General features: G+C 59.1%; 23 protein-coding genes. 9 read left to right on the top strand and 14 right to left on the bottom strand.

What is annotated here, in order from left to right; genetic code table 11:
* Positions 1-10 precede the first annotated feature (10 nt).
* Positions 11-940: a LysR family transcriptional regulator gene (locus tag HX884_RS07185; RefSeq protein ID WP_178327915.1), complete on the top strand. Its 930-nt coding sequence runs from the start codon at positions 11-13 to the stop codon at positions 938-940.
* A 24-nt stretch (positions 941-964) separates the two neighbouring features.
* Here the strand turns inward: HX884_RS07185 and glpQ are convergent, their stop codons facing one another.
* Both glpQ and glpT read right to left on the bottom strand, forming a co-directional pair.
* Positions 965-2,023: a glycerophosphodiester phosphodiesterase gene (gene glpQ, locus HX884_RS07180; RefSeq protein WP_045292151.1), complete on the bottom strand. Its 1,059-nt coding sequence runs from the start codon at positions 2,021-2,023 to the stop codon at positions 965-967.
* An 11-nt stretch (positions 2,024-2,034) separates the two neighbouring features.
* Positions 2,035-3,387: a glycerol-3-phosphate transporter gene (glpT, locus tag HX884_RS07175; RefSeq protein WP_013098018.1), complete on the bottom strand. Its 1,353-nt coding sequence runs from the start codon at positions 3,385-3,387 to the stop codon at positions 2,035-2,037.
* Positions 3,388-3,642: 255 nt separating this feature from the next.
* Here glpT and glpA point away from each other — a divergent pair, with 255 nt between their 5' ends.
* From glpA to glpC, 3 genes are read left to right on the top strand one after another with little or no spacing between them, the layout of a single operon-like run.
* Positions 3,643-5,271, top strand: a complete 1,629-nt coding sequence (gene glpA / locus HX884_RS07170) for an anaerobic glycerol-3-phosphate dehydrogenase subunit A (RefSeq protein WP_178327914.1) — start codon at positions 3,643-3,645, stop codon at positions 5,269-5,271.
* A complete protein-coding gene (gene glpB / locus HX884_RS07165; RefSeq protein WP_178327913.1) occupies positions 5,261-6,478 on the top strand; it encodes a glycerol-3-phosphate dehydrogenase subunit GlpB in 1,218 nt (405 codons plus the stop codon). Before glpA ends, glpB begins: the two co-directional genes overlap by 11 nt.
* Positions 6,475-7,665, top strand: coding sequence for an anaerobic glycerol-3-phosphate dehydrogenase subunit GlpC (gene glpC, locus HX884_RS07160; protein ID WP_045903380.1), 1,191 nt, complete (start codon positions 6,475-6,477; stop codon positions 7,663-7,665). Before glpB ends, glpC begins: the two co-directional genes overlap by 4 nt.
* 32 nt (positions 7,666-7,697) lie before the next feature.
* Here the strand turns inward: glpC and HX884_RS07155 are convergent, their stop codons facing one another.
* The 4 genes from HX884_RS07155 to tctD all read right to left on the bottom strand — a co-directional run bounded on the left by HX884_RS07155 (position 7,698) and on the right by tctD (position 11,732).
* Entirely contained in the window at positions 7,698-8,897 is a 1,200-nt protein-coding gene (locus tag HX884_RS07155; protein ID WP_178327912.1) for a nicotinamide mononucleotide deamidase-related protein YfaY, read from the bottom strand.
* A gap of 93 nt (positions 8,898-8,990) precedes the next feature.
* The gene (locus HX884_RS07150) at positions 8,991-9,530 is read right to left on the bottom strand and encodes a YfaZ family outer membrane protein (protein WP_013098023.1); all 540 of its coding nucleotides are present in this window, start codon (positions 9,528-9,530) and stop codon (positions 8,991-8,993) included.
* Positions 9,531-9,661: 131 nt separating this feature from the next.
* On the bottom strand, positions 9,662-11,071 hold the full coding sequence (locus HX884_RS07145; RefSeq protein ID WP_178327911.1) for a sensor histidine kinase: 1,410 nt from the start codon (positions 11,069-11,071) through the stop codon (positions 9,662-9,664).
* Positions 11,058-11,732 (bottom strand): transcriptional regulator TctD, encoded by a 675-nt coding sequence (gene tctD, locus HX884_RS07140; RefSeq protein ID WP_013098025.1) that lies wholly within the window; start codon positions 11,730-11,732, stop codon positions 11,058-11,060. The genes HX884_RS07145 and tctD overlap by 14 nt, the downstream gene beginning before the upstream one ends.
* Before the next feature lie 149 nt (positions 11,733-11,881).
* Between tctD and HX884_RS07135 the strand changes: the two genes are divergently transcribed.
* The 3 genes from HX884_RS07135 to HX884_RS07125 are packed head-to-tail and all read left to right on the top strand — an operon-like array spanning position 11,882 to position 14,828.
* Positions 11,882-12,862 carry a tripartite tricarboxylate transporter substrate binding protein gene (locus HX884_RS07135; protein ID WP_013098088.1) on the top strand — a complete coding sequence of 327 codons (981 nt, stop codon included), beginning with the start codon at positions 11,882-11,884 and terminating at the stop codon, positions 12,860-12,862.
* 11 nt (positions 12,863-12,873) lie between these two features.
* Positions 12,874-13,305, top strand: coding sequence for a tripartite tricarboxylate transporter TctB family protein (locus HX884_RS07130; RefSeq protein ID WP_013098089.1), 432 nt, complete (start codon positions 12,874-12,876; stop codon positions 13,303-13,305).
* Positions 13,306-13,316: 11 nt separating this feature from the next.
* Positions 13,317-14,828 (top strand): tripartite tricarboxylate transporter permease, encoded by a 1,512-nt coding sequence (locus tag HX884_RS07125; protein ID WP_057071685.1) that lies wholly within the window; start codon positions 13,317-13,319, stop codon positions 14,826-14,828.
* Here the strand turns inward: HX884_RS07125 and menE are convergent, their stop codons facing one another.
* From menE to HX884_RS07085, 8 genes are all read right to left on the bottom strand, one after another.
* Complete coding sequence (gene menE, locus HX884_RS07120; protein ID WP_094916554.1) at positions 14,829-16,190, bottom strand: o-succinylbenzoate--CoA ligase; 1,362 nt, start codon at positions 16,188-16,190, stop codon at positions 14,829-14,831.
* Positions 16,187-17,152 carry an o-succinylbenzoate synthase gene (gene menC, locus HX884_RS07115; protein ID WP_038983967.1) on the bottom strand — a complete coding sequence of 322 codons (966 nt, stop codon included), beginning with the start codon at positions 17,150-17,152 and terminating at the stop codon, positions 16,187-16,189. Before menC ends, menE begins: the two co-directional genes overlap by 4 nt.
* Positions 17,152-18,009 (bottom strand): 1,4-dihydroxy-2-naphthoyl-CoA synthase, encoded by an 858-nt coding sequence (gene menB, locus HX884_RS07110; RefSeq protein ID WP_013098093.1) that lies wholly within the window; start codon positions 18,007-18,009, stop codon positions 17,152-17,154. The genes menC and menB overlap by 1 nt, the downstream gene beginning before the upstream one ends.
* Complete coding sequence (gene menH, locus HX884_RS07105) at positions 18,006-18,782, bottom strand: 2-succinyl-6-hydroxy-2,4-cyclohexadiene-1-carboxylate synthase (protein WP_178327910.1); 777 nt, start codon at positions 18,780-18,782, stop codon at positions 18,006-18,008. The genes menB and menH overlap by 4 nt, the downstream gene beginning before the upstream one ends.
* Positions 18,779-20,449 (bottom strand): 2-succinyl-5-enolpyruvyl-6-hydroxy-3-cyclohexene-1-carboxylic-acid synthase, encoded by a 1,671-nt coding sequence (menD, locus tag HX884_RS07100; protein WP_178327909.1) that lies wholly within the window; start codon positions 20,447-20,449, stop codon positions 18,779-18,781. The genes menH and menD overlap by 4 nt, the downstream gene beginning before the upstream one ends.
* Positions 20,450-20,537: 88 nt before the next feature.
* Positions 20,538-21,833 carry an isochorismate synthase MenF gene (gene menF / locus HX884_RS07095; RefSeq protein ID WP_178327908.1) on the bottom strand — a complete coding sequence of 432 codons (1,296 nt, stop codon included), beginning with the start codon at positions 21,831-21,833 and terminating at the stop codon, positions 20,538-20,540.
* 95 nt (positions 21,834-21,928) lie between these two features.
* Entirely contained in the window at positions 21,929-22,234 is a 306-nt protein-coding gene (gene elaB, locus HX884_RS07090; protein WP_028028061.1) for a stress response protein ElaB, read from the bottom strand.
* A 53-nt stretch (positions 22,235-22,287) separates the two neighbouring features.
* Positions 22,288-22,749, bottom strand: a complete 462-nt coding sequence (locus HX884_RS07085) for a GNAT family N-acetyltransferase (protein ID WP_038983959.1) — start codon at positions 22,747-22,749, stop codon at positions 22,288-22,290.
* A 70-nt stretch (positions 22,750-22,819) separates the two neighbouring features.
* Between HX884_RS07085 and rbn the strand changes: the two genes are divergently transcribed.
* Together rbn and HX884_RS07075 are read left to right on the top strand one after the other, a co-directional pair.
* Positions 22,820-23,737 carry a ribonuclease BN gene (gene rbn / locus HX884_RS07080; RefSeq protein WP_178327907.1) on the top strand — a complete coding sequence of 306 codons (918 nt, stop codon included), beginning with the start codon at positions 22,820-22,822 and terminating at the stop codon, positions 23,735-23,737.
* 64 nt (positions 23,738-23,801) lie between these two features.
* Positions 23,802-24,806 (top strand): chemotaxis protein, encoded by a 1,005-nt coding sequence (locus tag HX884_RS07075; protein WP_038983955.1) that lies wholly within the window; start codon positions 23,802-23,804, stop codon positions 24,804-24,806.
* The last annotated feature ends 39 nt before the right edge of the window (positions 24,807-24,845 follow it).

Raw genomic sequence — 24,845 nt, 5'->3', positions numbered from 1 at the left:
GAGCGCCTGTGTGAACAAGTTCGTGGAGATGAGCACGTTTGTTTCGGTTGTTGAGTCGCAAAGCTTTGTTGGCGCGGCGGCAAAGCTGGGAACATCAAAATCGGTGGTCAGCCAGCGCGTGAAGATGCTGGAGAAACGGCTTGGCGCAAGCTTGCTGGAGCGTGGGCCCCGCCTTAGCCTGACGGAAGCGGGTCTGCTTTTTTATCAGGAGTGCGTGCGTATCCTTGACGAAGTCACACAGGCGGAAGAAGCCGTGGCACCCTCACGCAGCGAGCTTCATGGCGAGCTGCGTATCGCCACCTCGCATACCTTTATGACCACCCATCTGTCGACGATCCTGGCCGGATTTATTGGCGCTCATCCGGGACTGTCTCTCGATATCTCGACAGAAGATCGGCAGATTAATATGCATCAGCCCGACTTTGATATCGCCATCCGCCTCGGTCTCGTCCCGGACTCTACGCTCATCGCCCGCACGCTGGCGCGCAATCTGACCTGGCTGTGCGCGAGCCCGGACTATCTGGTGCAACGGGGCACGCCTATGCACCCCGTTGAGCTGGAGCAGCATGACGGACTGTTATATACCCACCGTGCGCCAGGCGGTTGCTGGCAGCTACTGCATAACGGGCAGCGCCAGAACTGGCGCGTCAGAAATCGTCTGCGTTCGGATAATGCTTTCAGCCTGCTGGAAGCCGCCAAAGTAGGGCTTGGGATTGTGGTCATGCCGTTATTTTTAGGTGCTGATGCGATATTGCGCGGAGAACTGAATATTATTTTACCCGGCTGGCAACCGGATGGTGGCAACATTGTGGCCCTGTATCGCCAGACGCGTCGCGCCTCGCCAGTGATCCAGGCGCTGGTCAACCTGGTCGCAGAACAGCTAGGGCCAGAGCCAGAATGGGAAAAAAAGCTAAGGCTGGCCGGCCTACTGCCCGAATAAAAAAGGGCCTTACGGCCCCTTGTATTACTTGTTATGCAGGAATGAAACTGCTTTATCCGGGAAATCCGTAAACAACCCGTCTACGTCCGCCTGCTTATACAACACCTCGTAAAGCTGATTCACGTCCGTGGCGTACGGCGGTAACTGGTCTGAGCGCACCGTATACGGATGCACCTGCATCTTGCTGGCGTGTGCCTCTTTTACCATCGCCGTCAGCTTCACGTGGCCCGGGGTTGAACCTTCCGCCACCAGCATGTGGTAATCCGGCCCGATCCCGTCGGCGTACTGCGCGATCTGCTTCATGGCACCCGGTTTGAACATCCAGTCGTAGTTGTAGTTTACCCACTTGCCGTCTGCCTGCTTCTCCTGGGTTTCGTTCCAGTCGGTATAGGCAATCAGCTGGACCAGATTGAGATCCATCCCCATCTTTGGCTCCAGCTCGCTTTTGATGCGCTTCAGTTCCGCGGCGTCAAAACACTGGAGATAAACTTTGTCCTTCTTGCTGGTGTAGCCGTACTGCTTCAGCACCTCCAGCGTCTTCGCGGCAATATCCTTCCCTTCCTGGTGATGGAACCACGGGGCTTTAATTTCCGGATAGATACCGATATTTTTGCCCGTTGAGTGGTTCAGCCCCTGAACAAACTCAATCTCTTCCTGGAAGGTATGGATACGGAAGTCAGATTTACCCATCGGGAAACGTCCCGGATAAACCTGCACCTTCTTGCCGTTTTCAATCTCGAAGCCTTCGGTAAACTTCAGAGAACGGATTTCATCCAGAGTAAAATCGATGGCGTAAAAACGACCATCTTTACGGGCGCGGTCCGGGAAACGCTCCGCCACATCGGTCACGCGATCAAGATAGTGGTCATGCAGGACGACCAGCTGGTCGTCCTTTGTCATCACCAGATCCTGCTCAAGATAATCGGCCCCCTGCGCGTAGGCCATCGCTTTCGCCGGCAGCGTATGCTCCGGCAGATAGCCGCTTGCGCCGCGATGGGCAATAACGATTTTATCCGCCGCCAGTGCGGAGCCGGTCATCAGGCCCGCCAGCAGCAGACCGGTCGCTAATTGAGTTAATTTCATGGCAATGCTCCTTATTGACGACGCGCCAGCACGTCCGCGTGGTGACGTTTTTCACCGATCATCACAACAATCAGCAGCAGTACCGCCAGCACGCTGCCGCCGATCATCACCATAAAGCCGCCGTCCCAGCCGAAGAAGTCAACGGTATAGCCCACGATGGCGCTCGCCGCGACCGAACCGCCCAGGTAGCCGAACAGACCGGTAAAGCCTGCCGCCGTACCGGCTGCTTTTTTCGGTGCCAGTTCCAGCGCATGCAGACCGATCAACATAACAGGACCATAAATCAGGAAGCCGATGACGATCATACAGGTCATATCCACGCCCGGGTTACCCGGCGGGTTGAGCCAGTAGACGACGGTGGCAATGGTCACGAGCGTCATAAAGAAGACGCCCGTTGCGCCACGGTTGCCCTTAAATACTTTGTCCGACATCCAGCCGCAAATCAGCGTCCCCGGGATCCCCGCGTATTCGTACAGGAAGTAGGCCCAGGAGGATTTATCCAGCGCGAAATGCTTCACCTCTTTCAGGTAGGTCGGTGACCAGTCGAGGATGCCGTAACGCAGCAGGTAAACAAACACGTTCGCAACCGCGATGTACCACAGCAGTTTGTTCGGCAACACGTACTTCATGAAGATCTGCTTTGCCGTCAGCTCTTCTTCGTGCTTCTCGCTGTAATCATCCGGATAGTCGTTTTTGTACTCCTCAATCGGCGGCAGGCCGCAGGACTGCGGTGTATCACGCATCAGCGCAAAGGCGATAATCGCTACCAGAATGGCGCCAAAGGCAGGCATATAGAGCGCAGCGTGCCAGTCGTTGAACCAGGCCATCCCCAGCAGGAACAGCAGAGGCGGAATGCCGCCACCCACGTTATGCGCGCAGTTCCACACCGACACGATGCCGCCACGCTCCTTTTGCGACCACCAGTGCACCATGGTACGCCCGCATGGCGGCCATCCCATCCCCTGGAACCAGCCGCACAGGAACAGCAGCACAAACATAATGGCGATGCTGGACGTTGCCCATGGCACAAAGCCCATAAACAGCATCACCGCCGCCGCCAGGATCAGACCGGCTGGCAGGAACACGCGCGGATTCGAGCGATCCGACACCGATCCCATGATGAATTTCGAAAAACCGTAGGCGATGGAGATCCCCGACAGCGCGAACCCGAGATCGCCACGCGAAAAGCCCTGCTCAACCAGATAAGGCATGGCGAGGGCAAAGTTTTTACGCACAAGGTAATACGCCGCATACCCGAAGAAGATCCCCAGGAAGATTTGCCAGCGCAGGCGGCGGTAAAGCGGATCTATTTCTGCCTCAGGCAGACGCGCCCGGTGCGGCGCAGGTTTAAAGATACTGAGCATGACAGCCTCCGTGGCCATGTATTGAATTTACAGGGGTTTAACTGCCCCAAACTCCAGCAAGGCGGGGATGTTAAGAAATCACGGTGATTGTTACTGTGAATCAACGCACAGATTGTTACAGAAATATGACAACATGCGCAAAAAAGCGCATGGAATCACGTTTCACTTTCGAATTTCGCTCGTTTGTGTTCGAAATCAAACAAACCACAGTTTTCATGTGGCTAAATGATAAAAAACGAACACAGAGGGATGACAATGACAATTCACGATCCACGCTACAGCGATGTGATTATCATTGGCGGGGGCGCGACCGGCGCTGGCATCGCACGCGACTGTGCGCTCAGAGGGCTGAGCGTCACGCTCCTGGAGCGCCATGATATTGCGACCGGCGCTACCGGACGCAATCATGGCCTGCTGCACAGCGGCGCCCGCTACGCCGTTACCGACGGCGAATCGGCACGCGAATGTATCGCCGAAAATCAGATCCTGCGACGTATCGCCCGCCACTGCATTGAACCGACCGACGGCCTGTTTATTACGCTTCCCGAAGACGATCTCGCCTTTCAGTCAACTTTCATTACCGCCTGCCAGGCCGCGGGAATTCAGGCACAAGCCATTGACCCGGCCCTTGCACGCCGCATCGAACCTTCGGTTAATCCGGCACTGACGGGTGCAGTAAAAGTCCCGGATGGTACCGTGGATCCGTTTCGTCTGACGGCGGCCAACATGCTGGACGCCCGCGAGCACAGCGCGCGGATCCTGACCGGCAATCAGGTCACCGGGCTTATCCGTGAGGGGCATCGCATCGTGGGCGTGCGGGTCCTGGATACGCAGTACAACGAACACAGCGAGCTGTATGCCGCCGTGGTGGTCAACGCGGCGGGGATCTGGGGGCAACACATCGCAGGATACGCCGATTTATCTGTGCGCATGTTCCCGGCCAAAGGCTCGCTGCTGATCCTCGACCACCGCATTAATAACCATGTCATCAACCGCTGCCGTAAACCGTCTGACGCAGACATCCTTGTACCCGGCGATACCATTTCGTTAATCGGGACCACCTCCACCCACGTTGACTACAGCGAGATTGACTACAATCGGGTCACCTCAGAAGAGGTCGACATCCTGCTGCGCGAAGGGGAAAAACTGGCGCCGGTGATGGCCCAGACTCGCATCCTGCGGGCCTACGCGGGTGTGCGTCCGCTTGTTGCCAGCGATAACGACCCAAGCGGACGCAATGTCAGCCGCGGCATTGTGCTGCTTGACCATGCCGCGCGCGACGGGCTGGACGGCTTCATCACCATCACCGGCGGTAAATTGATGACCTACCGCCTGATGGCCGAATGGGCGACGGATGCTGTCTGCCGCAAACTGGGCAATAACGAACCGTGCGTGACCGCAGAACAGCCCCTGCCCGGCTCGCGCCAGTCCACCGAGAAAACACTGCAAAAAATTATCTCCCTGCCTGCCCCCCTGCGTGGTTCGGCTGTCTATCGCCATGGCGACAGAACACCGGTCTGGCTGGGTGAAGGGCGGCTGAGCCGCAGTCTGGTATGCGAGTGCGAGGCCGTTACCGCCGGGGAAGTGCAATACGCGGTGGAGAATCTGACGGTGAATAGCCTGCTCGATCTCCGCCGCCGCACCCGCGTCGGGATGGGCACCTGTCAGGGGGAGCTGTGTGCCTGCCGTGCCGCCGGGCTGCTGCAGCGTTTTCATACCACCACCGCCACCCAGTCGCTCGATCAGCTCAGCGATTTTCTGAACGAGCGCTGGAAAGGCATTCAGCCTGTCGCCTGGGGCGATGCCCTGCGTGAAAGCGAATTTACCCGCTGGGTGTACCAGGGGCTTTGCGGTCTTGAGAAGGAGCAACGCGATGAAATTTGATACGGTGATCGTCGGCGGCGGGCTGGCGGGTCTGCTCTGTGGCATCAAACTCACGAAGCAGGGACTGCGCTGCGCCATTATCACCCGGGGCCAGAGCGCCCTGCACTTCTCGTCGGGCTCGCTGGATCTGGTGGACGAAACGTACCGCGAAAAACTGCCGGCAGAGCATCCTTATCACCTGACTGGCGCGCAGCACATTGACCGCTTTGCCCTGGAAACCGAAGCGCTGCTGGCTGATTGCGGCGCACGTATGCAGGGGAGTGCCAGGCAAAATCACGCGCGCGTCACGCCGCTTGGCACCCTGCGTTCCGCCTGGCTCAGCCCGGAGGAGGTGCCCGTTGCCCCGTTCAAGGCCACGCGCGTGCGGGTGGTGGGCATTAGCGGTTTTCTGGATTTTCAGCCCCATCTGGCAGCGGCCTCGCTCAGTCGCCAGGGGGTCAACGCTGAAACGGCAGAGATTGACCTTCCTGAGCTGGATGTCCTGCGCGACAACCCCAGCGAGTTCCGCGCCGTGAATATTGCCCGTTTGCTCGATAACGAAGAGAAATGGCCGCTGCTGTATGAGGCGCTCAAACCGCTTGCAGAGGGATGCGATGCGCTGTTTATGCCCGCCTGCTTTGGCTTGCAGGACAACCGGCTGTGGCGCTGGCTGTCCGACCGCCTGCCCTGCTCGCTCGGCCTGCTGCCAACGCTTCCTCCGTCGGTGCCCGGCATTCGCCTGCATACCCAGCTTCAGCGCCAGTTTGTGGCCCAGGGAGGCGTGTGGATGGCGGGTGATGAAGTGAAAAAAATCACCCTGACTGACGGCTCGGTGAGCGAAATCTGGACCCGCAACCACGACGATATTCCGCTTCGTACGCGTTACGCGGTGCTGGCAAGCGGCAGTTTCTTCAGCAACGGTCTGCTGAGCAGCCGGGACGGCATTCGCGAGGCGATTATGGGGCTGGACGTCCGCCAGAGCGCCTCTCGCGCGGACTGGTATCAGAGCGATTTCTTTACCCCGCAGCCGTGGCAGCAGTTCGGCGTAATCGTGGATAACCAGCTGCATCCGCAACTTTCAGGAAAGTCAGTACCGAATCTCTACGCCATCGGCTCGCTTTTGGGCGGATACGATCCTATCGCCCAGGGCTGCGGCGGCGGCGTCTGCGCCATAACGGCGCTCTATGTGGCAGAGCAGATTTGCCAGCGCACGGAGGCTGAACAATGAACGATACCCGCTTTGAAAGCTGCATCAAATGCACGGTCTGCACCACCGTCTGCCCGGTCAGCGGCGTTAACCCGCGCTATCCTGGGCCGAAACAGGCCGGGCCGGACGGCGAGCGCCTGCGTCTGAAGGACGGCGCGCTGTACGATGACGCGCTGAAATACTGCATCAACTGCAAACGTTGTGAAGTCGCCTGTCCGTCGGACGTGAAAATCGGCGACATTATTCAGCGCGCCCGGGCACGCTATAGCACGCAAAAACCGTCGCTGCGCGATGCCATTCTTAGCCATACCGATCTGATGGGCAGCGTCTCCACGCCGTTTGCCCCGCTGGTGAACGCCGCGACCTCGCTGAAACCGGTGCGCCAGCTGCTGGATGCCACGCTTAAGATCGACCATCACCGCAGTTTGCCCAAATATTCCCACGGCACTTTCCGCCGCTGGTACAAATCCGTAGCGGCAGACCAGGCGCGGTATGCCGACCAGGTCGCGTTCTTCCATGGCTGCTACGTGAATTACAACCATCCGCAACTGGGTAAAGATCTGCTGAAAGTGCTGAACGCCATGGGTACAGGCGTGCAGTTACTGAACAAGGAGAAATGCTGCGGCGTGCCGCTGATCGCCAACGGGTTTACCGATAAAGCGCGCAAACAGGCCAGAAGCAACGTCTCGTCGCTGCGCGAGGCCATCGTCGATCAAGGCATTCCGGTGCTGGCCACTTCCTCGACCTGTACCTTCACGCTGCGCGATGAGTATCCGCACCTGCTGGACGTGGACAATACCGGCCTGCGCGAACATATCGAGCTGGCAACCCGTTTCCTGTGGCGCAAGCTGGACAGCGGGCAGACGCTACCGCTGAAAAATTTACCCCTGAAAGTGGTCTACCACACGCCGTGCCATATGGAAAAAATGGGCTGGGCGCTTTACACGCTGGAACTGTTGCGGTTAATTCCGGGGCTGGAGCTGACGGTGCTGGATTCGCGCTGCTGCGGCATTGCGGGGACCTACGGCTTTAAGCGTGAAAATTACGAAACATCACAGGCAATTGGCGCGCCGCTGTTCCGCCAGATTGAGGAGAGCGGCGCGGATATCGTGGTGACCGACTGCGAAACCTGCAAGTGGCAGATAGAGATGTCCACCAGCAAGCGCTGCGAGCATCCGATCACGTTGCTGGCGAAGGCCCTGGGTTAGGTATCGCCGGGGCCGCCGCCCCGGCAAACCGGTCACTCAACGAACAGCGATTCCACCACGTTGATCCAGCCGTGCTCGCTGGCCACCTCTTTACCTGCCAGCCAGCGACGCAGCATGTTCAGCGCCATCATGGCGCAGACGTCCTGACGCACCGCCAGGCTGTGGCGGGTGATACTCATTTTGACTCTTAAGGCATGCGTCCCTTCCGGCGTAGCCAGCGCAAAGTTGAGATATTCCTCATCCATACCCCCGACAAACAGCGCCAGCCCGGCAAAATGGTTGACCCGGCGTTCTGACGCCCAGCGCGCCGTCTGCGCCAGCGTCTCCTGCTGGAACGGCACCACCTCGCTGGCCAGCAGCGGAGCATTAACGCGCGACAGTTGCAGCGTCAGCAGGCCGCCGGTGAACTGCTCGCTGAGGGTGACGCTCAGCTGGCGCGACTGCAGATGCTTCGCAATCTGCGCCGGTAGCCCTTCCGTACCCTCGAAAATCAGACTTTCGCCCGCCACGCGCTGCACTTCCGGCCAGAGCGCCAGCATCGCCGCTTTCTGCGTGGCAGGCCCGGTGAGCTTGAGTTCAATGATCGGCATGGAAGAGCGATAGCCCATGGATACCCCCGGCGGCAGCGGCAGGTGATCGAGGCTCTGCGCCAGATCGCTTTCCGAACGGACAAAGGTGGTCAGGCGCAGGCAGACTGGCGGTTCAGGCAGGGTAAAACGTTGGCGAAGGCGCGGCAGGATCTGCTGTTCGACCATCACCTTAAATTCAGACGGGACACCCGGCGTGAAGAACATCAGGCAGCGGTTCAGTTGAACGGCGAAACCGCAGGCAGTACCCACCGGGTTATCGACCAGTTCGGCGCTGGCCGGGATTTCAGCCTGTTTGCGGTTGCTGGGTGCCATCACGCGGCCACGTTCGGAGAAGAAACGCTCCATGTGGGCCAGCCACTCCTCGTGCAACACCAGCCCTTCGCCTTTGGCGGTCGCGGCAGCCAGTGCACTGAGATCGTCGCTGGTGGGGCCGAGCCCACCGTTCACAATCAGCACGTCGCAGTGTTCGCTACGCTCGCGCAGAACGGTCACCAGCGACTCAAGACTGTCGCCTACGGTATTGCGGCGCGTTAACGGTAATCCTTGCTCAAAGAAAAGATCGGCAAGCCAGGCAGCATTGGTATCAATAATCTGCCCATGCAGCACTTCGTCGCCGGTGGATAACATCTCCACGTTAATCATTGTGTTCTCCCGCTTATATGGTGAAAACACTATAGCGCAATCACCGGCATGGAGAGGAGAGAAACTGGCGCGACGAACGCCGCGCCGGAGGAGTTAGAAGCCTGCGCTGACGCCCACGTACGGGCCGTCAGCCAGCGCGTTGTCGCGGTTGCCGTCTTTGCCCGCCAGGTTCAGATAACGATAACCCGCTTCAATGGTAATTGGGCGCATGATGGTCCAGCGCGCACCCGCGTTGGCTTCTTCATAGCTGTCGATACCGCTGGAGAGGGAGTCCGGAGAGTAGTAGTACTCACCAAACAGGCCGAAGCTGTCGCCAATTTTCCACTGCAGACCGCCGCCCACCGCTGCCGCATACCCTTCGTCGCCGTCGTTCGGGTTGGTGTAGATGCCTTTACCGCCGACGGTGGCCAGGAACGGGCCAAGAGGAATATTCAGACCCAGGCCGAGGCTTGCCGCATCGCCATCGTCGTCGTTATGCGTCCAGCCGCCGGTCATCGCCAGACCGGCGGTCTCGGTACCCAGGCCAAAGCCCAGGTGGGTGTAATCCTGACCCGCAGAGCCGTTAAAACTGATGGCGTTAGCCGCCGCCGAAACGAATATCAGGCCTAAGCCCATCAATGCCACTTTTTTCATTATCGTGTTCCCGCGCAATTTATAGAAAAGTCCCAAAAAAACCGCGAGATTTTAACCTGAGACGCCTGGCGATCAAGCACTCTGCGTGCGGCGGGCAAGTAGATTGTAACGATTTGAAACGCGCGGTTTTTTTACGTCAGCAACAGAAAGCGCATTTTTACGCTCAGCCCTCCCAGTGCCTCACTGCGGGAAAGCTGCAGGTGGCTTCGGTGAAGCCGGGCGATATCGCTCGCCAGCGCCAGCCCGATACCCGATCCGCTGGCGTCCCCGACGTTGTCGAGCCGATGGAAAGGCAGTATTGCCTGATAAATCTGGCTGTCTTCGATGCCGGGCCCGCTATCCTCCACGCTGAGCTCAACGCCGCCCGCGTCGGTGTGCAGGAACACGGTGACGATGCCTCCTGCCGGGGTGTACTTGATCGCGTTCTCAAGCAGGTTGGCGCACAGCTCCCCCAGCAGCACCTCATCACCGTCTATCAAGACGGGTTGCTGAATGCCGTCATAACCCAAATCGATCGCCTTGCTGCGCGCCTGCGTCAGTCTGGAGAAACAGCAGTTCTGCACCACCTCAACCAGGTCCACCGGCGCAAACTGGCGATCCCCCTGCTCTTTGCGCCTCACCGTGGAGAGTTGCAGCAGCCGTTCGGTGAGGACGATGGTGTTATCCAGCGTCACGTTCATGGCGCGTAAACTCTCCTGCCACAGGGCCGGATCGTTTCGCGTCAGGGCAACGGAAACCTGGGTTTTGAGCACCGCCAGCGGCGTTTTGAGCTGATGAGACGCATCGGCGTTGAAGCGCTCCTGGCGGGAAAGCACGCCGCGTAATCTGTCGATATAACGGTTAAAAGCCACGATCAGTAGCCGCGTTTCCGACCAGGGCAGCAATTCCGGCAGCGGGGCCAGCAGCCCAGGCTCACGGCGCACCATCAGCGAGGAGAGCTGACGCATCGGGCGCAGCACGCGGCGCAGCAGCCAGGCGGTTAAGACCAACGTCAGCAGCACCAGCAGCCCCTGCGAAACAAGCGAAGAAAACAGAAGCTGAGTGGCCAGATAGCGCCGCGACTGCAAGGTTTCGGCGACGTAGATTTCCGCCATACCGGAAACATTGTCTTCGTTAATCGGCTGGAGAAGCTTCGCCACGCGGATCGCCTGGCCGCGATACTCGGTATGATAAAACCAGGCCAGCGCGGGATAGTGCGTGGTGCGCGACGTGGAGGGGGGCATGTTCGGCAGATCGTCATAGCCGGAGATCACCCGCCCCTCCGGGTCAACCACCTTGTAATAGAGACGATCGTTCATGTTCAGCTCAAAGCTGTCGAGCACCACCCAGGGAACATCAACCAGCAGCTTGCCGTTGTGCACCTCCAGCCGCTCAGAGACGGTACGCGCCGAAGATAACAGCGTGCGGTCGTACGCCTGGGTCGCCGCCTGCAGGGCGCTGACGTAACTGTTAAAAGCCGATAATCCCCACAGCAACAGCAGCGGCAGGCCGAGAAAAAGCAGCAGTTGCAGATAAAGCGACTGAGGCTTAACCCACTTCATCGCCGCACTCCAGCACATAGCCCAGTCCGCGCAGGGTGGTGATCCGCACGCCGCTGCCGCTCAGCTTTTTGCGCAGGCGATGAATGTAAAGATCGAGACTCTCCGGGCTGACGTCGTCGTTCAGGCTAAACACCTGATCGAACAACTGCTGCCGGGAAACGGGGCGGGTGCGACGATGCATCAGCACCTTCAGCAGCGACAGTTCGCGCGGGGTGAGCGAGAGCGGCTCGTCGCGCAGCAGGAAAAAACCGTCGTCGTCATACTCCAGCTCCCCAAGGCGCTGGCGTTCCTGGGTTCTCCCCTCGCTTCTGCGCAGCAGGGCGCGAAGCCTGGCGTCCAGCTCCTCCAGCTCAAACGGTTTTGGCAGATAATCATCCGCCCCGGCGTTCAGGCCTTTCACCCGATCCGCCACGTTGCTGCGTGCGGTGAGAAACAGCACCGGCAAGGTCTGGCCGCGTTTACGTAAACGGTGCACCACCTCCAGGCCGTCAAAACCGGGCATACCGATGTCCAGTATCGCCACCGCGTAATTTTCCCCCTGCAGCAGATGATCGGCCGCGCGCCCGTCAGAAACGCAGTCTACGGCAAAGCCCTCCTGCACCAGCGCTTTCTCCAGCCAGTGAGCCAGCTCACGATTATCTTCCGCCAGTAAGAGACGCATATCACATCCTGTAAAGTTGGTGTCGCGTTGAAAGGGAAATGAAAGGTTATTGTTTTAACAATCACGCAACGGAACCGCTACAAGGTGGTTCACATAATCAGAAAAAAACCCGTACCCGTACCCCCGGATCGCCGGCGTGAGGATAAACGATGAAAAAACAATTACTTTCAACGATTGCTGCAAGCGTATTAATGTTGAGTGCCTCTGTTGTCCAGGCGCAGGACGCCCCGTCCCGCACCGAATGTATCGCTCCGGCCAAACCGGGCGGCGGTTTCGATCTCACCTGCAAGCTGATTCAGGTCAGCCTGCTGGAGACGAAGGCCATTGAAAAACCGATGCGCGTGACCTACATGCCAGGCGGCGTGGGCGCGGTGGCCTATAACGCGATTGTCGCGCAACGTCCGGCGGAAGCCGGCACAGTGGTGGCCTTCTCCGGCGGCTCGCTGCTTAACCTCTCCCAGGGCAAGTTTGGCCGCTACGGCGTGGATGACGTGCGCTGGCTGGCCACCGTCGGTACCGACTACGGCATGATTGCCGTGCGAGCAGATTCCCCGTGGAAATCCCTGAAGGATTTGCTCACCGCCATGGAAAAAGACCCCAACAGCGTGGTGATTGGCGCAGGCGCCTCCATCGGCAGCCAGGACTGGATGAAAGCCGCCCTGCTGGCGCAGCAGGCGAAAGTGGATCCGCACAAAATGCGTTACGTGGCGTTTGAGGGCGGCGGTGAACCGGTGACGGCGCTGATGGGCAACCACGTGCAGGCAGTTTCCGGTGATCTCAGTGAAATGGTGCCTTACCTGAGCGGCGATAAAATCCGCGTGCTGGCGGTCTTCTCCGAAAACCGTCTGCCGGGACAGCTGGCAAATGTGCCGACTGCAAAAGAGCAGGGTTATGACCTCGTCTGGCCGATTATCCGCGGCTTCTTTGTCGGGCCAAAAGTGACCGATGCCGAATACCAGTGGTGGGTCGACACCTTTAACAAACTGCAGCAGACAGACGAATTTAAAAAGCAACGCGATCTGCGCGGGCTGTTTGAGTTCAACCTGAACGGTAAGCAGCTGGACGAGTATGTCAAAAAACAGGTGAATGACTACCGCGAGAAAGCAAAAGCGTTTGGCCTGGCCAAATAACCGGAGGCGCTATGAGCGATCGCATTTTTGCCGGGATCTGGTTGTTGCTCTGTATTGGCGGGATGTTCGTCGCCTGGCAGATCCACAGCGAATACAGCTATGAACCCGTGGGGCCCCGCCCCTTTCCAATGGGCATTGTCGGCCTGATGCTGCTTTGCTCGGTGGCCATGCTGTTACGCCACCCGGATACCGTAGAGTGGCCGCCTAAGCGCATTTTGCAGCGGCTGCTGGTGATGGTCATTGTGCTGCTGATGTATGCCTGGGGCTTTGAATGGCTCGGCTTCCCGGTAGCGACCGCCATCCTGACGATGGTCATCGGCACGCTGTTTAACGCCAGCCTGCCTGCGGCGGGGATCTCAGGCGTGGTGATGGGCATTTTCCTGTGGTACGCCTTTGACCGCCTGCTGGATGTGACGTTGCCGCTTGGCGCCTGGCTTAATTAACGGAGCACGCTATGGATACCTGGATTTACCTCTCACAGGGGTTCGCTGTGGCGATGACCCCGGAAAACCTGGTGATCGCCCTGATCGGCTGCTTCGTCGGGACGATCGTCGGTCTGTTGCCTGGGCTTGGGCCCATCAACGGGGTCGCTATTTTGCTCCCGCTGGCGTTTGCCCTGCATCTGCCTGCGGAATCAGCGCTCATCCTGCTGGCGACGGTCTACATCGGCTGTGAATATGGCGGCCGAATCTCGTCAATACTGCTCAACGTGCCCGGGGATGCGGCGGCCATTATGACCGCGCTGGATGGTTACCCAATGGCGCGGCAGGGGCGCGGCGGCGTGGCGCTGTCTATTTCCGCCGTCAGTTCGTTCTTTGGCTCGCTGATTGCCATTGGCGGCATCATTCTGTTTGCGCCTGCGCTGGCCCAATGGTCGCTGGCGTTTGGTCCGGCAGAATATTTTGCCCTGATGGTCTTCGCCATTGCCTGTCTCGGCAGCATGATGGCGCAAAACCCACTGAAATCGTTTTTGTCTGCGCTGATTGGCTTAGGGTTAGCCACCGTCGGCGTGGATGCCAACACCGGGGTCTATCGCTTTACCTTCGACAGCGTTCACCTGTCCGACGGCGTGCAGTTTATCGTGGTCGTGATTGGTCTGTTCTCTGTCTCTGAGATCTTACTGATGCTGGAACATACCAGCAGCGGGCAGACGCTGGTGCGTAAAACCGGCCGGATGCTCTTTAACGCCAAAGAGGGGGTGCAGTGTATCGGTACCACGCTGCGTTCAGCGGTCATTGGCTTCTTTGTCGGCATTCTGCCGGGCGCCGGGGCGACCATCGCCAGCGCCATCACCTACATGACGGAGAAAAAACTCAGCGGCAACAGCGACAGCTTTGGTAAAGGTGATATTCGCGGCGTCGCCGCACCCGAAGCGGCCAACAATGCCTCGGCCTGTGGCTCGTTTATTCCCATGCTGACGCTCGGCGTGCCCGGCTCCGGTACCACGGCGGTGATGATGGGGGCGCTGACGCTCTATAACATCACGCCAGGACCGGCGATGTTCACCGAACAGCCGGATATCGTCTGGGGGCTGATTGCGGCACTGCTGATTGCCAACGTGATGTTGCTGGTCATGAACATTCCGCTGATTGGCCTGTTCACCCGTATGCTGACCATTCCGCTGTGGTTCCTGGTACCCGCAATCGCAGCCGTCTCGGCGGTGGGGGTGTATGCGGTACACAGCACCACCTTCGACCTGATTCTGATGGTGGTGCTGGGGGTGTTCGGCTACATCTTGCGTAAAATGCACTTCCCGATGTCGCCGTTGATTCTGGGCTTTGTGCTGGGTGAGATGCTGGAGCAGAACCTGCGCCGCGCCCTGTCCATCAGCAATGGCGATGTCGCCATTCTGTGGGACAGCAATGTGGCGAAGATCCTGCTGGTGCTGGCTGTTGTGGTGGTGGTCGTGCCGCCGGTGCTGCGCCTGCTGCGTCGTCAGCGTAAGCCGCAGCCCGATGTCGGCTAATTAACCAGACAGCTGGGCATTCACCCACTGTTTTAACGCCTGGCGGGAGATCTTAATCCCGCCATTTTTTAACTCCGCAGGCAGTACCAGCCAGTGTACGGGCTGCTCAAATCGTGCCAGTTTGCCCTGTACCCATTCCGGCAAGCGGGTAATATCCGTTCCCGGTTCACACTCCACCACCGCTACCGGACGCTGACCAAATTCGGCGTCATTCAGCGGAACAATGAAAACCTGGCTGATGTGCGGATGGGTCGCGATAATCCGCTCAAGACTCTCCGGCTGAATGCCCTCGCCTCCGCTGAAAAAGAGGTTGTCCATCCGACCGAGGATCGTCAGGCGACCGTCATGCAGTTCGCCGCGATCGCGGGTGGCAAACCAGCCCTCTGAATTCGTGAGCGGCAGCAACGCGCCGTCGCGCCAGTAGCCTGAGGCCATGCTTTGCGCCTTGATCCACACTTCACCGTTAACGACCTGAACCTCCCTGCCCGGCAATGCGCTGCCCACGTCCGGCTCACCGTCAGCCTCTTTCGCGCAGACGGTAGAGGCAAACTCCGTCAGGCCATAGCCACAAAACGTAGAAATACCCTGCGCGCGCGCCTGTTGCGTCAACTCAACGGGGATGGCGGCCCCGCCCAGCAGTACCGCTTTCAGCGCGATCCGCTGGTGGGTATTGAGCAGACGCCAGAGCTGAGTTGGCACCAGCGAGGCATGCGTACACCCCTGCAAGGCCTGCTCCAGCGGCTGCTTCTCGCGTACGGTTAAGCGCGCGCCAGCCTGCAGCCAGCGCCATAAGATCCCCTGCCCGGAGACATGAAACAGCGGCAGCGAAAGCAGCCAGTCGTCATCGTCGCCGTAGGGCATCAGCGCGAGGACGCCCTCAGCGCTGGCAAGATGCGCCCCGCAGGTATGAACAGCCGCTTTCGGCAGCCCGGTGGAGCCGGAGGTGAGCGTCATTGAGGCCAGCCGCTCAGGCTGCCATGCCACGCGGTATTCGCCGGACGGAGCATGTACGCTAAGCGCGGCGAGCCCGTCATAGTGACCGTCCAGCACCAGCGCAAAACGCAGCGTCATCTGCGGAAGCAACACCTCCAGCAGCGGATGCGGGAGCTGGGGATTAACGGGAAGAATACGCGCGCCGCACTGGAGCAGCGCCAGCCATGCCAGCAGGGTCTGCGGGTGATTATGGGCGAGCAGCAGCACGCCGTCACCCGCCTCCACACCCTGCTGATGAAACCCTGCGGCCAGATTGTCGATGCGGGTGCAGAGCTGTTGCCAGCTCAGCACCTCGTCGTTGAGACGCAGAGCCGGTTTATCGGCACGCTGCTCGCGCCAGTGCCGCCACGGCCAGTCGCTAAAACTCATTGCAACGGCTCCAGCGCCTCAACGCCCGCGCACGGCAGCGCGCTCCCCGGCCACGGGCGAATGAGCTGGGTTTGCATCAGGTTTAACGTATCCAGCCCCGGGATGGTGTCGGGCGTTAACCAGGCGGCAATGCGCGCCAGCTGCGTCAGCCCAAGGCTGGATTCGATGGAGGAGCTGATCACCGCCGTCAGCCCTGCCTCATGCGCTGCCGCCACCTGTTCGCGCACCTTCGCCAGACTGCCCGTTAGCGTCGGTTTTATGACCACGGCGCTGACGCCAGGCTCGGCGCTAAAGGCAAAGTCCGCCTCGCGCAGGCTTTCATCCCAGGCGATGGCAATGCCGGTTTCTCGGGCAAAAGCGCGTGAATCCTCACGGGTTTTGCACGGCTCTTCCAGAAAAGCGATGCGGCTGCGGTACGCCGGGTTGACGTACTTCGCGAACTGCTGCGCCTTAAGCGGCGTCCAGGCGCGGTTGGCATCCAGACGCAGGCGCAGATCGGGGATCGCCTCCAGCAAGAGGTTAGCGACCATGCCGTCGCGTACCGCTTCGTAAAGACCGACTTTGATTTTCGCCACTTTCTCGCCGGGCATTGCGCTGAGCAAGGCAAACAGCTCGTCCGGATCGCCCGTGCAGAGCGGCGCGGCACGGTAATCGGCCTCATCAGGGAGGCTGCCGTCGAGCTCCGCGAGCGCGCAGCTGATGCCAAACGCGGCGGAAGGGAGATCGGGCAGCGGCGGATTCAGGCCTGTGCGCCATTCCTCTACCCATGCCATCAGCGCAGCCTGCGCCTCCTCCAGCGACTCCAGGCTAAAGCCCGGCAGAGGCGAAATCTCGCCCCAGCCCTGCCCTTCGCCCTGCTGCAATTGCACGAAGAAGCCATCACGGGTTTTTAACCGCCGTTCACGCAGCACCACGCCCGCGTCCATCGGTATCTGCCAGCGGTAAACCTGCGCGCGACGCATTACGGGTTCCGTTTGTATTTACTGAAGTCTGGCTGGCGTTTTTCGTTAAACGCATTGCGCCCTTCCTGACCCTCTTCGGTCATGTAGAACAGCATGGTGGCGTTACCCGCCAGCTCCTGCAGACCCGCCTGACCGTCACAGTCAGCATTCAGGGCCGCTTTCAGGCAGCGCAGCGCCATTGGGCTGTTCTGCAGCATTTCGCGACACCAGCGAACGGTCTCTTTTTCGAGATCGGCAATCGGCACCACGGTGTTAACCAGGCCCATATCCAGCGCTTCCTGGGCGTTGTACTGACGGCACAGGAACCAGATTTCGCGGGCTTTTTTCTGACCGACAATGCGCGCCATGTAAGAAGCTCCCCAGCCGCCGTCAAAGGAGCCGACTTTCGGGCCCGTCTGACCGAAGATGGCGTTCTCTGCGGCAATGGTCAGATCGCACATCATGTGCAGCACGTGGCCGCCGCCGATGGAGTAGCCTGCCACCATGGCCACCACGGGTTTTGGGCAGGTACGGATTTGACGCTGGAAATCAAGCACGTTCAGGTGATGGGTACCCGCATCGTCCTGGTATCCGCCGTAGTCACCGCGTACTTTCTGATCGCCACCGGAGCAGAACGCTTTTTCGCCTTCCCCGGTCAGGACGATAACGCCGATGTTGTCGTCATAGCGCGCATCCGCCAGGGCCTGAATCATCTCTTTTACGGTCAGGGGACGGAAGGCGTTACGTACCTGCGGACGATTAATGGTGATTTTGGCGATACCGTCAGCCGATTTGTGGTAACGAATGTCGGTGTAACCTTCGGAGCAGTCTTGCCATTCAACCGGTGCATAGAGCATGTTTTCATCAGGATAGATCATAGAGTGTCCTTTATTCGACGACGCAGTATCTGAGCCAGACTCGCGCTAACCGCCCCGGGATTTTCCCGGTGGGCGTTGTGTCCGGCGTTTGGAATGACATGGCGAACAGCGTTCAGTTCAGCGGCCAGGGCCGCGAACTTCTCGTCACGTTCGCCATAGAGATAATCAAAAGGGAAATGTCGCGCGCTGAGTGCGGCACGCAGGTCTGGTTGCACGGCGAGCGAGGTTGCCTCGAGCATCATCGCCAGGTTTGTGCCCGCGTTGCGACAGCGCAGGGCGATGAGCTCCCTGCGCTGGCTGTCCGTCAGGGAGGCAAAGACAGGCTGTTGATACCAGTCGGCAAAGACGTTTGAGAGGGGCTGCGTGCGAAAACGCTGCGCCCACAGATGGTCGGATGCTGCTCTTGCCTCTCGTGCTGCGACACCCTTCAGGCCCGGATGCCCACCTTCCACGATGATGCCGCAAAGCCCCGCAGGATCCTGGCAGGCATGAAACATCGCAATGCGGCCGCCAAGGGAGTACCCCACCAGCCAGTAGTTAAGTATGTTGTAACTAACAAGGGTTCGGGTAAGCACGTCACTCATTTCTTTGAACCCCGTGACGGCCATACTGGCGGACCGGCCATGCCCCGGCAGGTCGAGATAAAGCCGGGGATAATTGCTGAGCGCCTCGCCGACCGTCTGCCACTCGCGGCAATCGCCAGAAAATCCATGCAAAAAGACCAGCCAGGGGTAACCTGGCTTACCGGCCTGTTGCGCGCCTGCGAGGATCACAGGTGGCTCACCTGCGCCAGCAGACTTTGCAGCTTCTGCGCACCGTCAGCCTCGTTGACGACCAGTTCAATCAGCGTTGCACCGGGCTGTCGCCAGGCGCTGCTCAGGACTGCATCCAGCGCTTCCCAGTTTTCCGGGCGGTGGTATTTCAGGTTAAACATCGCTGCGGCATGTCCAAACTGCACGTTCTGCGGCATCAGATAGAAGCGCTCGCGTTCGCTCTGCGGTGTCGGCAGCAGGGAGAAGATCTGCCCGCCGTTATTGTTGACCACAATCAGCACAAACGGCGCCGACACCTGCCGCAGCAGCGCCAGCGCATTGAGATCGTACAGCGCCGAAAGATCGCCCACGATCGCCAGCGTGGATTTCGCGCTGGCTCGCTGCACACCCGCCGCCGTAGAGATCAGCCCGTCAATGCCGCTGGCTCCCCGGTTACTGTAGACCGGATAGCCCGCAGGCAGTTTTGAGAACGCATCAATCAGACGCACCACCAGGCTGTTGCCGACAAACAGTTGCCCCTGCTCCGGCAGATACTGGTAAATACGGTGCGCCAGCTCCGCTTCACCAATTTCTTCGCATTGTGCACGGGTCAACTCCCACGCCTGACGCGACAGCGCCGGGATCTCAACGGCCCACGGGGCGCGCTTTTCCGCTGGGTGGAGCGCCAGCCAGGTGTCAATGTCGCTCACCAGACGACGACCGCGATGGTGCGCCGGATCGAGCCGCCCTTCCAGCGGATCCACCAGCCAGTACTCTTCCGGGCTACAGGTTGCCTGCCACTGCAGTAACCGTTTGCCGGTCAGGCTTGCGCCCAGCTGAACTACAATCTGCGCCTGCGCCAGCTCAGTCACCGCTTTCGCATTCCCGAGCCAGAGATCGGCACACGGCAGCGGCTGTCCGGTCTGGGACAGCACGTCGCCAATCAGCGGCCAGCCAAGGGTGTGTGCCCATTCGGCCACCTGCCTGCCTTCGGCAGCGCTCATGCGCCCGGCAATAACCACGCCGCGTTTTTGTCGCCAGAAGAACCAGTCACGTTGCTTTGCGCTCTCAAGGTGTGTCTGCTCGCGCAGCCACGGCTTTTCGCTCTCCCACCAGTCGCCAAGCTGCTGCTGCCAGGCAAGACCGGTGTCGTCCATTTCGCCATACAACGGCTCGGCAAACGGACAGTTAATATGTAACGCCCCGCTGCGCAATGTCTCCATGGCATGATCGACGGTCGAGACCAGCCAGCTTGCGGGAATGTCCTGCGTGGGTCGGGGTAACGAAACCGTCTGCGAAGGATGCGAGGCAAAGAGGCCCGGCTGACGAATAGCCTGGTTCGCTCCGCAGTCAATAAGCTCCGGCGGGCGATCGGCCGTCAGCAGAACCAGTTTCTCACCGGTCAGCCCGGCTTCAATAAGGGCCGGATAGAGGTTTGCCACGGCAGTACCGGAGGTGACGATCACCGCCACCGGTTCCTTGCTGACCTTTGCCAGCCCCAGAGCCAGGTGGCCCAGGCCGCGCTCGTCAAAATGGGTGTGGTGAATAAATGCCCGGTTCTCTGCTGCCGCCAGCGTCAGCGGTGTGGAGCGTGAGCCCGGCGCAATACACACATGCCTGACGCCATGGCGAGTCAGGGCTTCAAGGATCACCGTCGCCCAGCGTCGGTTAAAAGAACTTACTGACATGAGATTGTCCGGTATCAAGAATGCGACACAGTATAAATAATAGAAAAAAATAGAATTTTGATATGAATCGGGATTGCGCGAATCAGTACTAATCCTTCAGGAGCAGAGAGCGCAAGCCTGCGGCTTTATTTTCGATCTCCTGCCACTCCTGTTCCGCATCGGAACCGCTGACGATCCCCGCCCCGGCGTAAAGACGGACGGTGGCGTCATGGACGCGCGCCGAGCGCAGGGCCACGCAGAACTCGCTTTGTTCTGGCGACAGATATCCGGCGGATCCGGCATACCACTCCCGGTCGAAAGGTTCAACGCGGTGTATGAATTCGCGTGCTGGCTGGCGCGGTAACCCGGCAACCGCAGCCGTCGGCTGCAGCACATGCAGACATTGCTCATCATCCGCATGCTTGAGCTCGGTCCAGATGCAGCGGCGAAGATGCTGTACTTTGCGCAACCGCATAACCTGTGCTGGAAGGACCTCCAGCGTCCGGGTATGGTGCTGCAGCCGCTGGCAGATATCCTCTACCACCAGCATGTTTTCACGCTGGTTTTTATCATCGTTCATCAGCCAGTCGCCCAGAAGGCGGGCCTGCTTGTCGTCGGGATGGCTGGCGACGGTACCGGCCAGCGCTTCGGTACGCAGCAGGTTGCCGCGCCGCCGCCACAGGCGTTCAGGTGTGGAGCCAAGAAACGCGTTGCTGGCATCGAAAACCATGCAGAAATGATAGCAGTTCAGATTCAGGGCACGGCTGGCCGCCATCAGCGCCACGGCATTCACCGGCTGACTGAACTGCAGATCGGTTGCCCGGGCGAGCACCACCTTTTCGACTTCGCCGCGCGCAATGGTCTCTGTCGCCTGACGGATAAGGCGCAGCCATTCCGGTTTTTGCGGCTGATGGTTCTCCTGCACTACCTGGGCAGAGAGCGGGCGGATTGGGCGGGCATCGCGAAGCTGCTGTAAGAACGCCAGCGCCGCATCGGCATCCTCCTGAAGGGAACGGTCACTCCACAGCTGCAGACGCAACGTGGCGGTCCCGGCAGAACGTCGCCACAGCAGGCGGGGTAAAAAGAGACTGCCCTGCTCCGGGGTGAAGGCATTCAGGCCGCAGATCCGCGTGTCGTTCGCTACAGGCTGTTGCTGTAAAAACTGCGAAGCCTGAGCCAGAGAGGGAAAATGGATGACGGCGCCCAGCGCAGCCAGTTCTTCATCACCGTTACGCTGCTGCCAGTAAAACTGGGGAAACAGGCACTGAGCACCAAGCCAGGCGAGAGGGTCGAAAGCGTCGTTTAGCGGGAAAGAGACGTCAACGTGACGTAAGCCGGGTGTAGCGGGTAACGCTTGCGCAAGCTGAGTACGCAGACGTTCCAGCGCGTTGGAAATCGAATGCACGCGAACCTCTCCCTGTAAAAACGCTTAGTATACGGGGTACCATCAGAAATATCAGTACCCACGTATAGGGAGGGGTTAAGCGTCCGATTCAGGGGTTAACGACGGGCCAGAAGCAGCCCCAGCACCAGACCGACCGCCGCACCGACACCAATGCCTTGCCACGGTTTTTCATGGACGTAATCATCGGCGCGATACACCGCTTTTTTTGCGCGGTAGTAGTAATTGTCGGACGCATGGCTGACGCGGGTTTTGACATCATGTAGCGCCTGTTCGGCACGTGCCTTGAGTTCGATATATTTCTGATCGGCAGGGTCGCCGGACGAACGTAACACCTCTTCCAGCGTTTCGCTCAGTAACGTCAGGTCGTCATCGACACGGGTATCCCAGGATTGAAATGACATATTTTTCTCCATGTTAGTACACCAGTCCGCTAACTATAGCCAACGACCTGCCATTACGCCTGTTTCACTTCCCGCGCCATACCGATATGAGGAATGCCGTCTTCGTCGTACACGTCCGTGACCGGCATAAAGCCAAAGTGGCCGTAGAAAGACTGAAGGTGCGCCTGTGCACCAAGGTATAACGCCTTGTCTGGCCACTGTTTTTGGCATGCCTCCAGCGTTTTTTCCATCAGCTGATAGCCCAGTTTTTCACCGCGCGCCTTGCCGCTAATAATGACGCGACCAATAACGACAGGCTCAAAATCGTCCTCGCTTTTCAGAATCCTCGCATACGCCACCAGCTCGTTATCCCTCCAGCCGAGAATATGACGGTTCTCGCCCACCAGATCATCGCCATCGATGTCCTGATACGGGCAGGTTTGTTCCACAACAAACACTTCGCAGCGCAGTTTGAGCAGGGCGTACAGTGTCTGAACGGTGAGTTCACTATGGTGTAAATCTTGCCACTGGATCATGTCGGTCTCCTTCCTGGGTTCATCACGTTATACTAAACCCTCCCCCATTCGGCAAAGGGCTGATTGCGTTATGGAACTGATTTTTCTGGGTACGTCCGCTGGCGTGCCAACACGCACACGAAACGTGACCGCGATCCTGCTGGATCTGCAGCACCCAACCCGTGGCGGACTGTGGCTGTTTGACTGTGGCGAAGGAACGCAGCATCAACTGTTACACACCGCTTATCATCCCGGTAAGCTGGATAAGATCTTTATCACGCATCTGCATGGCGATCACCTGTTTGGCCTGCCGGGCCTGCTGTGCAGTCGTTCGATGGCGGGTAATGCCAACCCGCTGACGATTTACGGGCCGGCGGGTACTGGTGAGTTTGTTGAAACCACGCTGCGCCTGAGCGGGTCATGGACGGATTATCCGCTGGAGGTGATTGAGATAACCGAGGGGCTGGTTTTGGATGACGGGGACTATACCGTCACCGCCCGGCCGCTGAATCATCCGGTTGAGTGCTATGGCTACCGCATCGAAGCGCATGATAAGCCCGGCGCGCTCGACGCCGCTGCGCTGATTGCCGATGGTGTGAAGCCCGGACCGCTTTTCCAGCGACTGAAACAGGGCGATACCGTCACGCTTGAGGACGGCCGCATGATTAATGGCCAGGACTATCTCGCCCCACCGCAGCCAGGGAAAAAACTGGCGATTTTTGGCGATACCTCGCCCTGCCCTGCGGCCCTGCAACTGGCGCGAGAGGTGGATGTGATGGTGCACGAAGCCACGCTTGAAACGGCGATGGAAGAGAAAGCCAACAGCCGGGGTCACAGCTCAACACGTCAGGCGGCGGCGCTTGCCCGTGAAGCGAACGTCGGAAGATTGATTGTCACCCATGTCAGCTCGCGCTATGACGCCCGCGGCTGTGAAAAACTGCTGGCAGAGTGCCGCGACGTGTTCCCGGCGTGTGAGCTGGCCAACGATTTCACTAAGGTCAGCGTTTAGTCCTTCATTTTTCTCTCAGGATGCCGATAACGATTAAAAGGGCAGCATTTCACTTGAGGGTAGAATGGATAATTTCCAGAAAGATATTGATGACAGGGCAAATCTCACCCTGTCGAATCGTTTTGAGCTGTTGCTGTTCCGTCTGGGCACGTCTCTGAATGAAAATAAATCCGAACTGTTTGGCATTAACGTCTTTAAGCTGCGTGAAATTGTGCCGATGCCGGAGTTCACCAAACCCGCAGGGATGAAGTCCCCGCTGATGGGGATGGTGAATATCCGCGATCAGGTGATCCCGGTGATCGACCTGGCCGCCGTGGCGGGCTGTAAGCCGTCGACGGGGCTCAACATCCTGCTGATCACCGAATATGCCCGCAGCGTGCAGGCGTTTGCGGTGGAATCGGTTGAGAACATCATGCGCCTTGACTGGAAGCAGGTTCACGCGGCGGAAACCGCCGTCAGCGGACGTTACATCACCAGTATTGCCTGTCTGGACGAAAAGACCGACACCAACGAACTGGCGATGGTGCTGGACGTTGAGCAGATCCTGTATGACATCACGCCGGCCAACCACGATCTGCACGCCACGAATCTGCAGACCACTAAGTTCCACATCAAGCCTGGCGCTGTGGCGATTGTAGCGGAAGATTCCAAAGTCGCGCGCTCCATGCTGGAGAAGGGATTACAGGCTATGGAGATCCCGGCGCAACTGCATATCACCGGTAAAGACGCATGGGAGAAAATTGGCGTGCTGGCCGCGCAGGCGCAGGCTGAAGGGGTGCCGATCACCGATAAAATTGCCCTGGTGCTGACCGACCTCGAAATGCCAGAGATGGACGGTTTCACGCTGACGCGCAAAATCAAAACCGACCCGCTGCTGAAAGATATTCCTGTTGTGATCCACTCTTCGCTTTCGGGCAACGCCAACGAAGATCATATTCGTAAAGTGAAGGCCGACGGCTACGTGGCGAAGTTTGAGCTGAACGAGCTGTCGTCGGTGATTGAAGAGGTGCTGGACCGTTCGATGAAGAAGATTGACGGGCCGTTGATTAGCAGGAAACAGCTGGCTTAAGTCTGGTGCGGGCTGGTGCCCTCACCCCGCCCCTCTCCC

Origin of the sequence: Enterobacter sp. SECR19-1250 (assembly GCF_013391025.1) — a bacterium.
GTDB lineage: Bacteria > Pseudomonadota > Gammaproteobacteria > Enterobacterales > Enterobacteriaceae > Enterobacter > Enterobacter cloacae.
This window is presented reverse-complemented; position numbering and strand designations above follow the sequence as displayed.

Coding starts and splice junctions, on each gene's coding strand:
- rbn (WP_178327907.1), top strand. CDS start 22,820: ATGGAACTGATTTTTCTGGGTACGTCCGCTGGCGTGCCAACACGCACA.
- HX884_RS07130 (WP_013098089.1), top strand. CDS start 12,874: ATGAGCGATCGCATTTTTGCCGGGATCTGGTTGTTGCTCTGTATTGGC.
- menC (WP_038983967.1), bottom strand. CDS start 17,152: ATGCGTCGCGCGCAGGTTTACCGCTGGCAGATACCGATGGACGCGGGC.
- menB (WP_013098093.1), bottom strand. CDS start 18,009: ATGATCTATCCTGATGAAAACATGCTCTATGCACCGGTTGAATGGCAA.
- tctD (WP_013098025.1), bottom strand. CDS start 11,732: ATGCGTCTCTTACTGGCGGAAGATAATCGTGAGCTGGCTCACTGGCTG.
- glpB (WP_178327913.1), top strand. CDS start 5,261: ATGAAATTTGATACGGTGATCGTCGGCGGCGGGCTGGCGGGTCTGCTC.
- HX884_RS07145 (WP_178327911.1), bottom strand. CDS start 11,071: ATGAAGTGGGTTAAGCCTCAGTCGCTTTATCTGCAACTGCTGCTTTTT.
- glpC (WP_045903380.1), top strand. CDS start 6,475: ATGAACGATACCCGCTTTGAAAGCTGCATCAAATGCACGGTCTGCACC.
- HX884_RS07075 (WP_038983955.1), top strand. CDS start 23,802: ATGGATAATTTCCAGAAAGATATTGATGACAGGGCAAATCTCACCCTG.
- elaB (WP_028028061.1), bottom strand. CDS start 22,234: ATGTCATTTCAATCCTGGGATACCCGTGTCGATGACGACCTGACGTTA.
- HX884_RS07155 (WP_178327912.1), bottom strand. CDS start 8,897: ATGATTAACGTGGAGATGTTATCCACCGGCGACGAAGTGCTGCATGGG.
- HX884_RS07085 (WP_038983959.1), bottom strand. CDS start 22,749: ATGATCCAGTGGCAAGATTTACACCATAGTGAACTCACCGTTCAGACA.
- HX884_RS07150 (WP_013098023.1), bottom strand. CDS start 9,530: ATGAAAAAAGTGGCATTGATGGGCTTAGGCCTGATATTCGTTTCGGCG.
- glpA (WP_178327914.1), top strand. CDS start 3,643: ATGACAATTCACGATCCACGCTACAGCGATGTGATTATCATTGGCGGG.
- glpQ (WP_045292151.1), bottom strand. CDS start 2,023: ATGAAATTAACTCAATTAGCGACCGGTCTGCTGCTGGCGGGCCTGATG.
- menD (WP_178327909.1), bottom strand. CDS start 20,449: ATGTCAGTAAGTTCTTTTAACCGACGCTGGGCGACGGTGATCCTTGAA.
- HX884_RS07135 (WP_013098088.1), top strand. CDS start 11,882: ATGAAAAAACAATTACTTTCAACGATTGCTGCAAGCGTATTAATGTTG.
- menE (WP_094916554.1), bottom strand. CDS start 16,190: ATGAGTTTTAGCGACTGGCCGTGGCGGCACTGGCGCGAGCAGCGTGCC.
- glpT (WP_013098018.1), bottom strand. CDS start 3,387: ATGCTCAGTATCTTTAAACCTGCGCCGCACCGGGCGCGTCTGCCTGAG.
- HX884_RS07125 (WP_057071685.1), top strand. CDS start 13,317: ATGGATACCTGGATTTACCTCTCACAGGGGTTCGCTGTGGCGATGACC.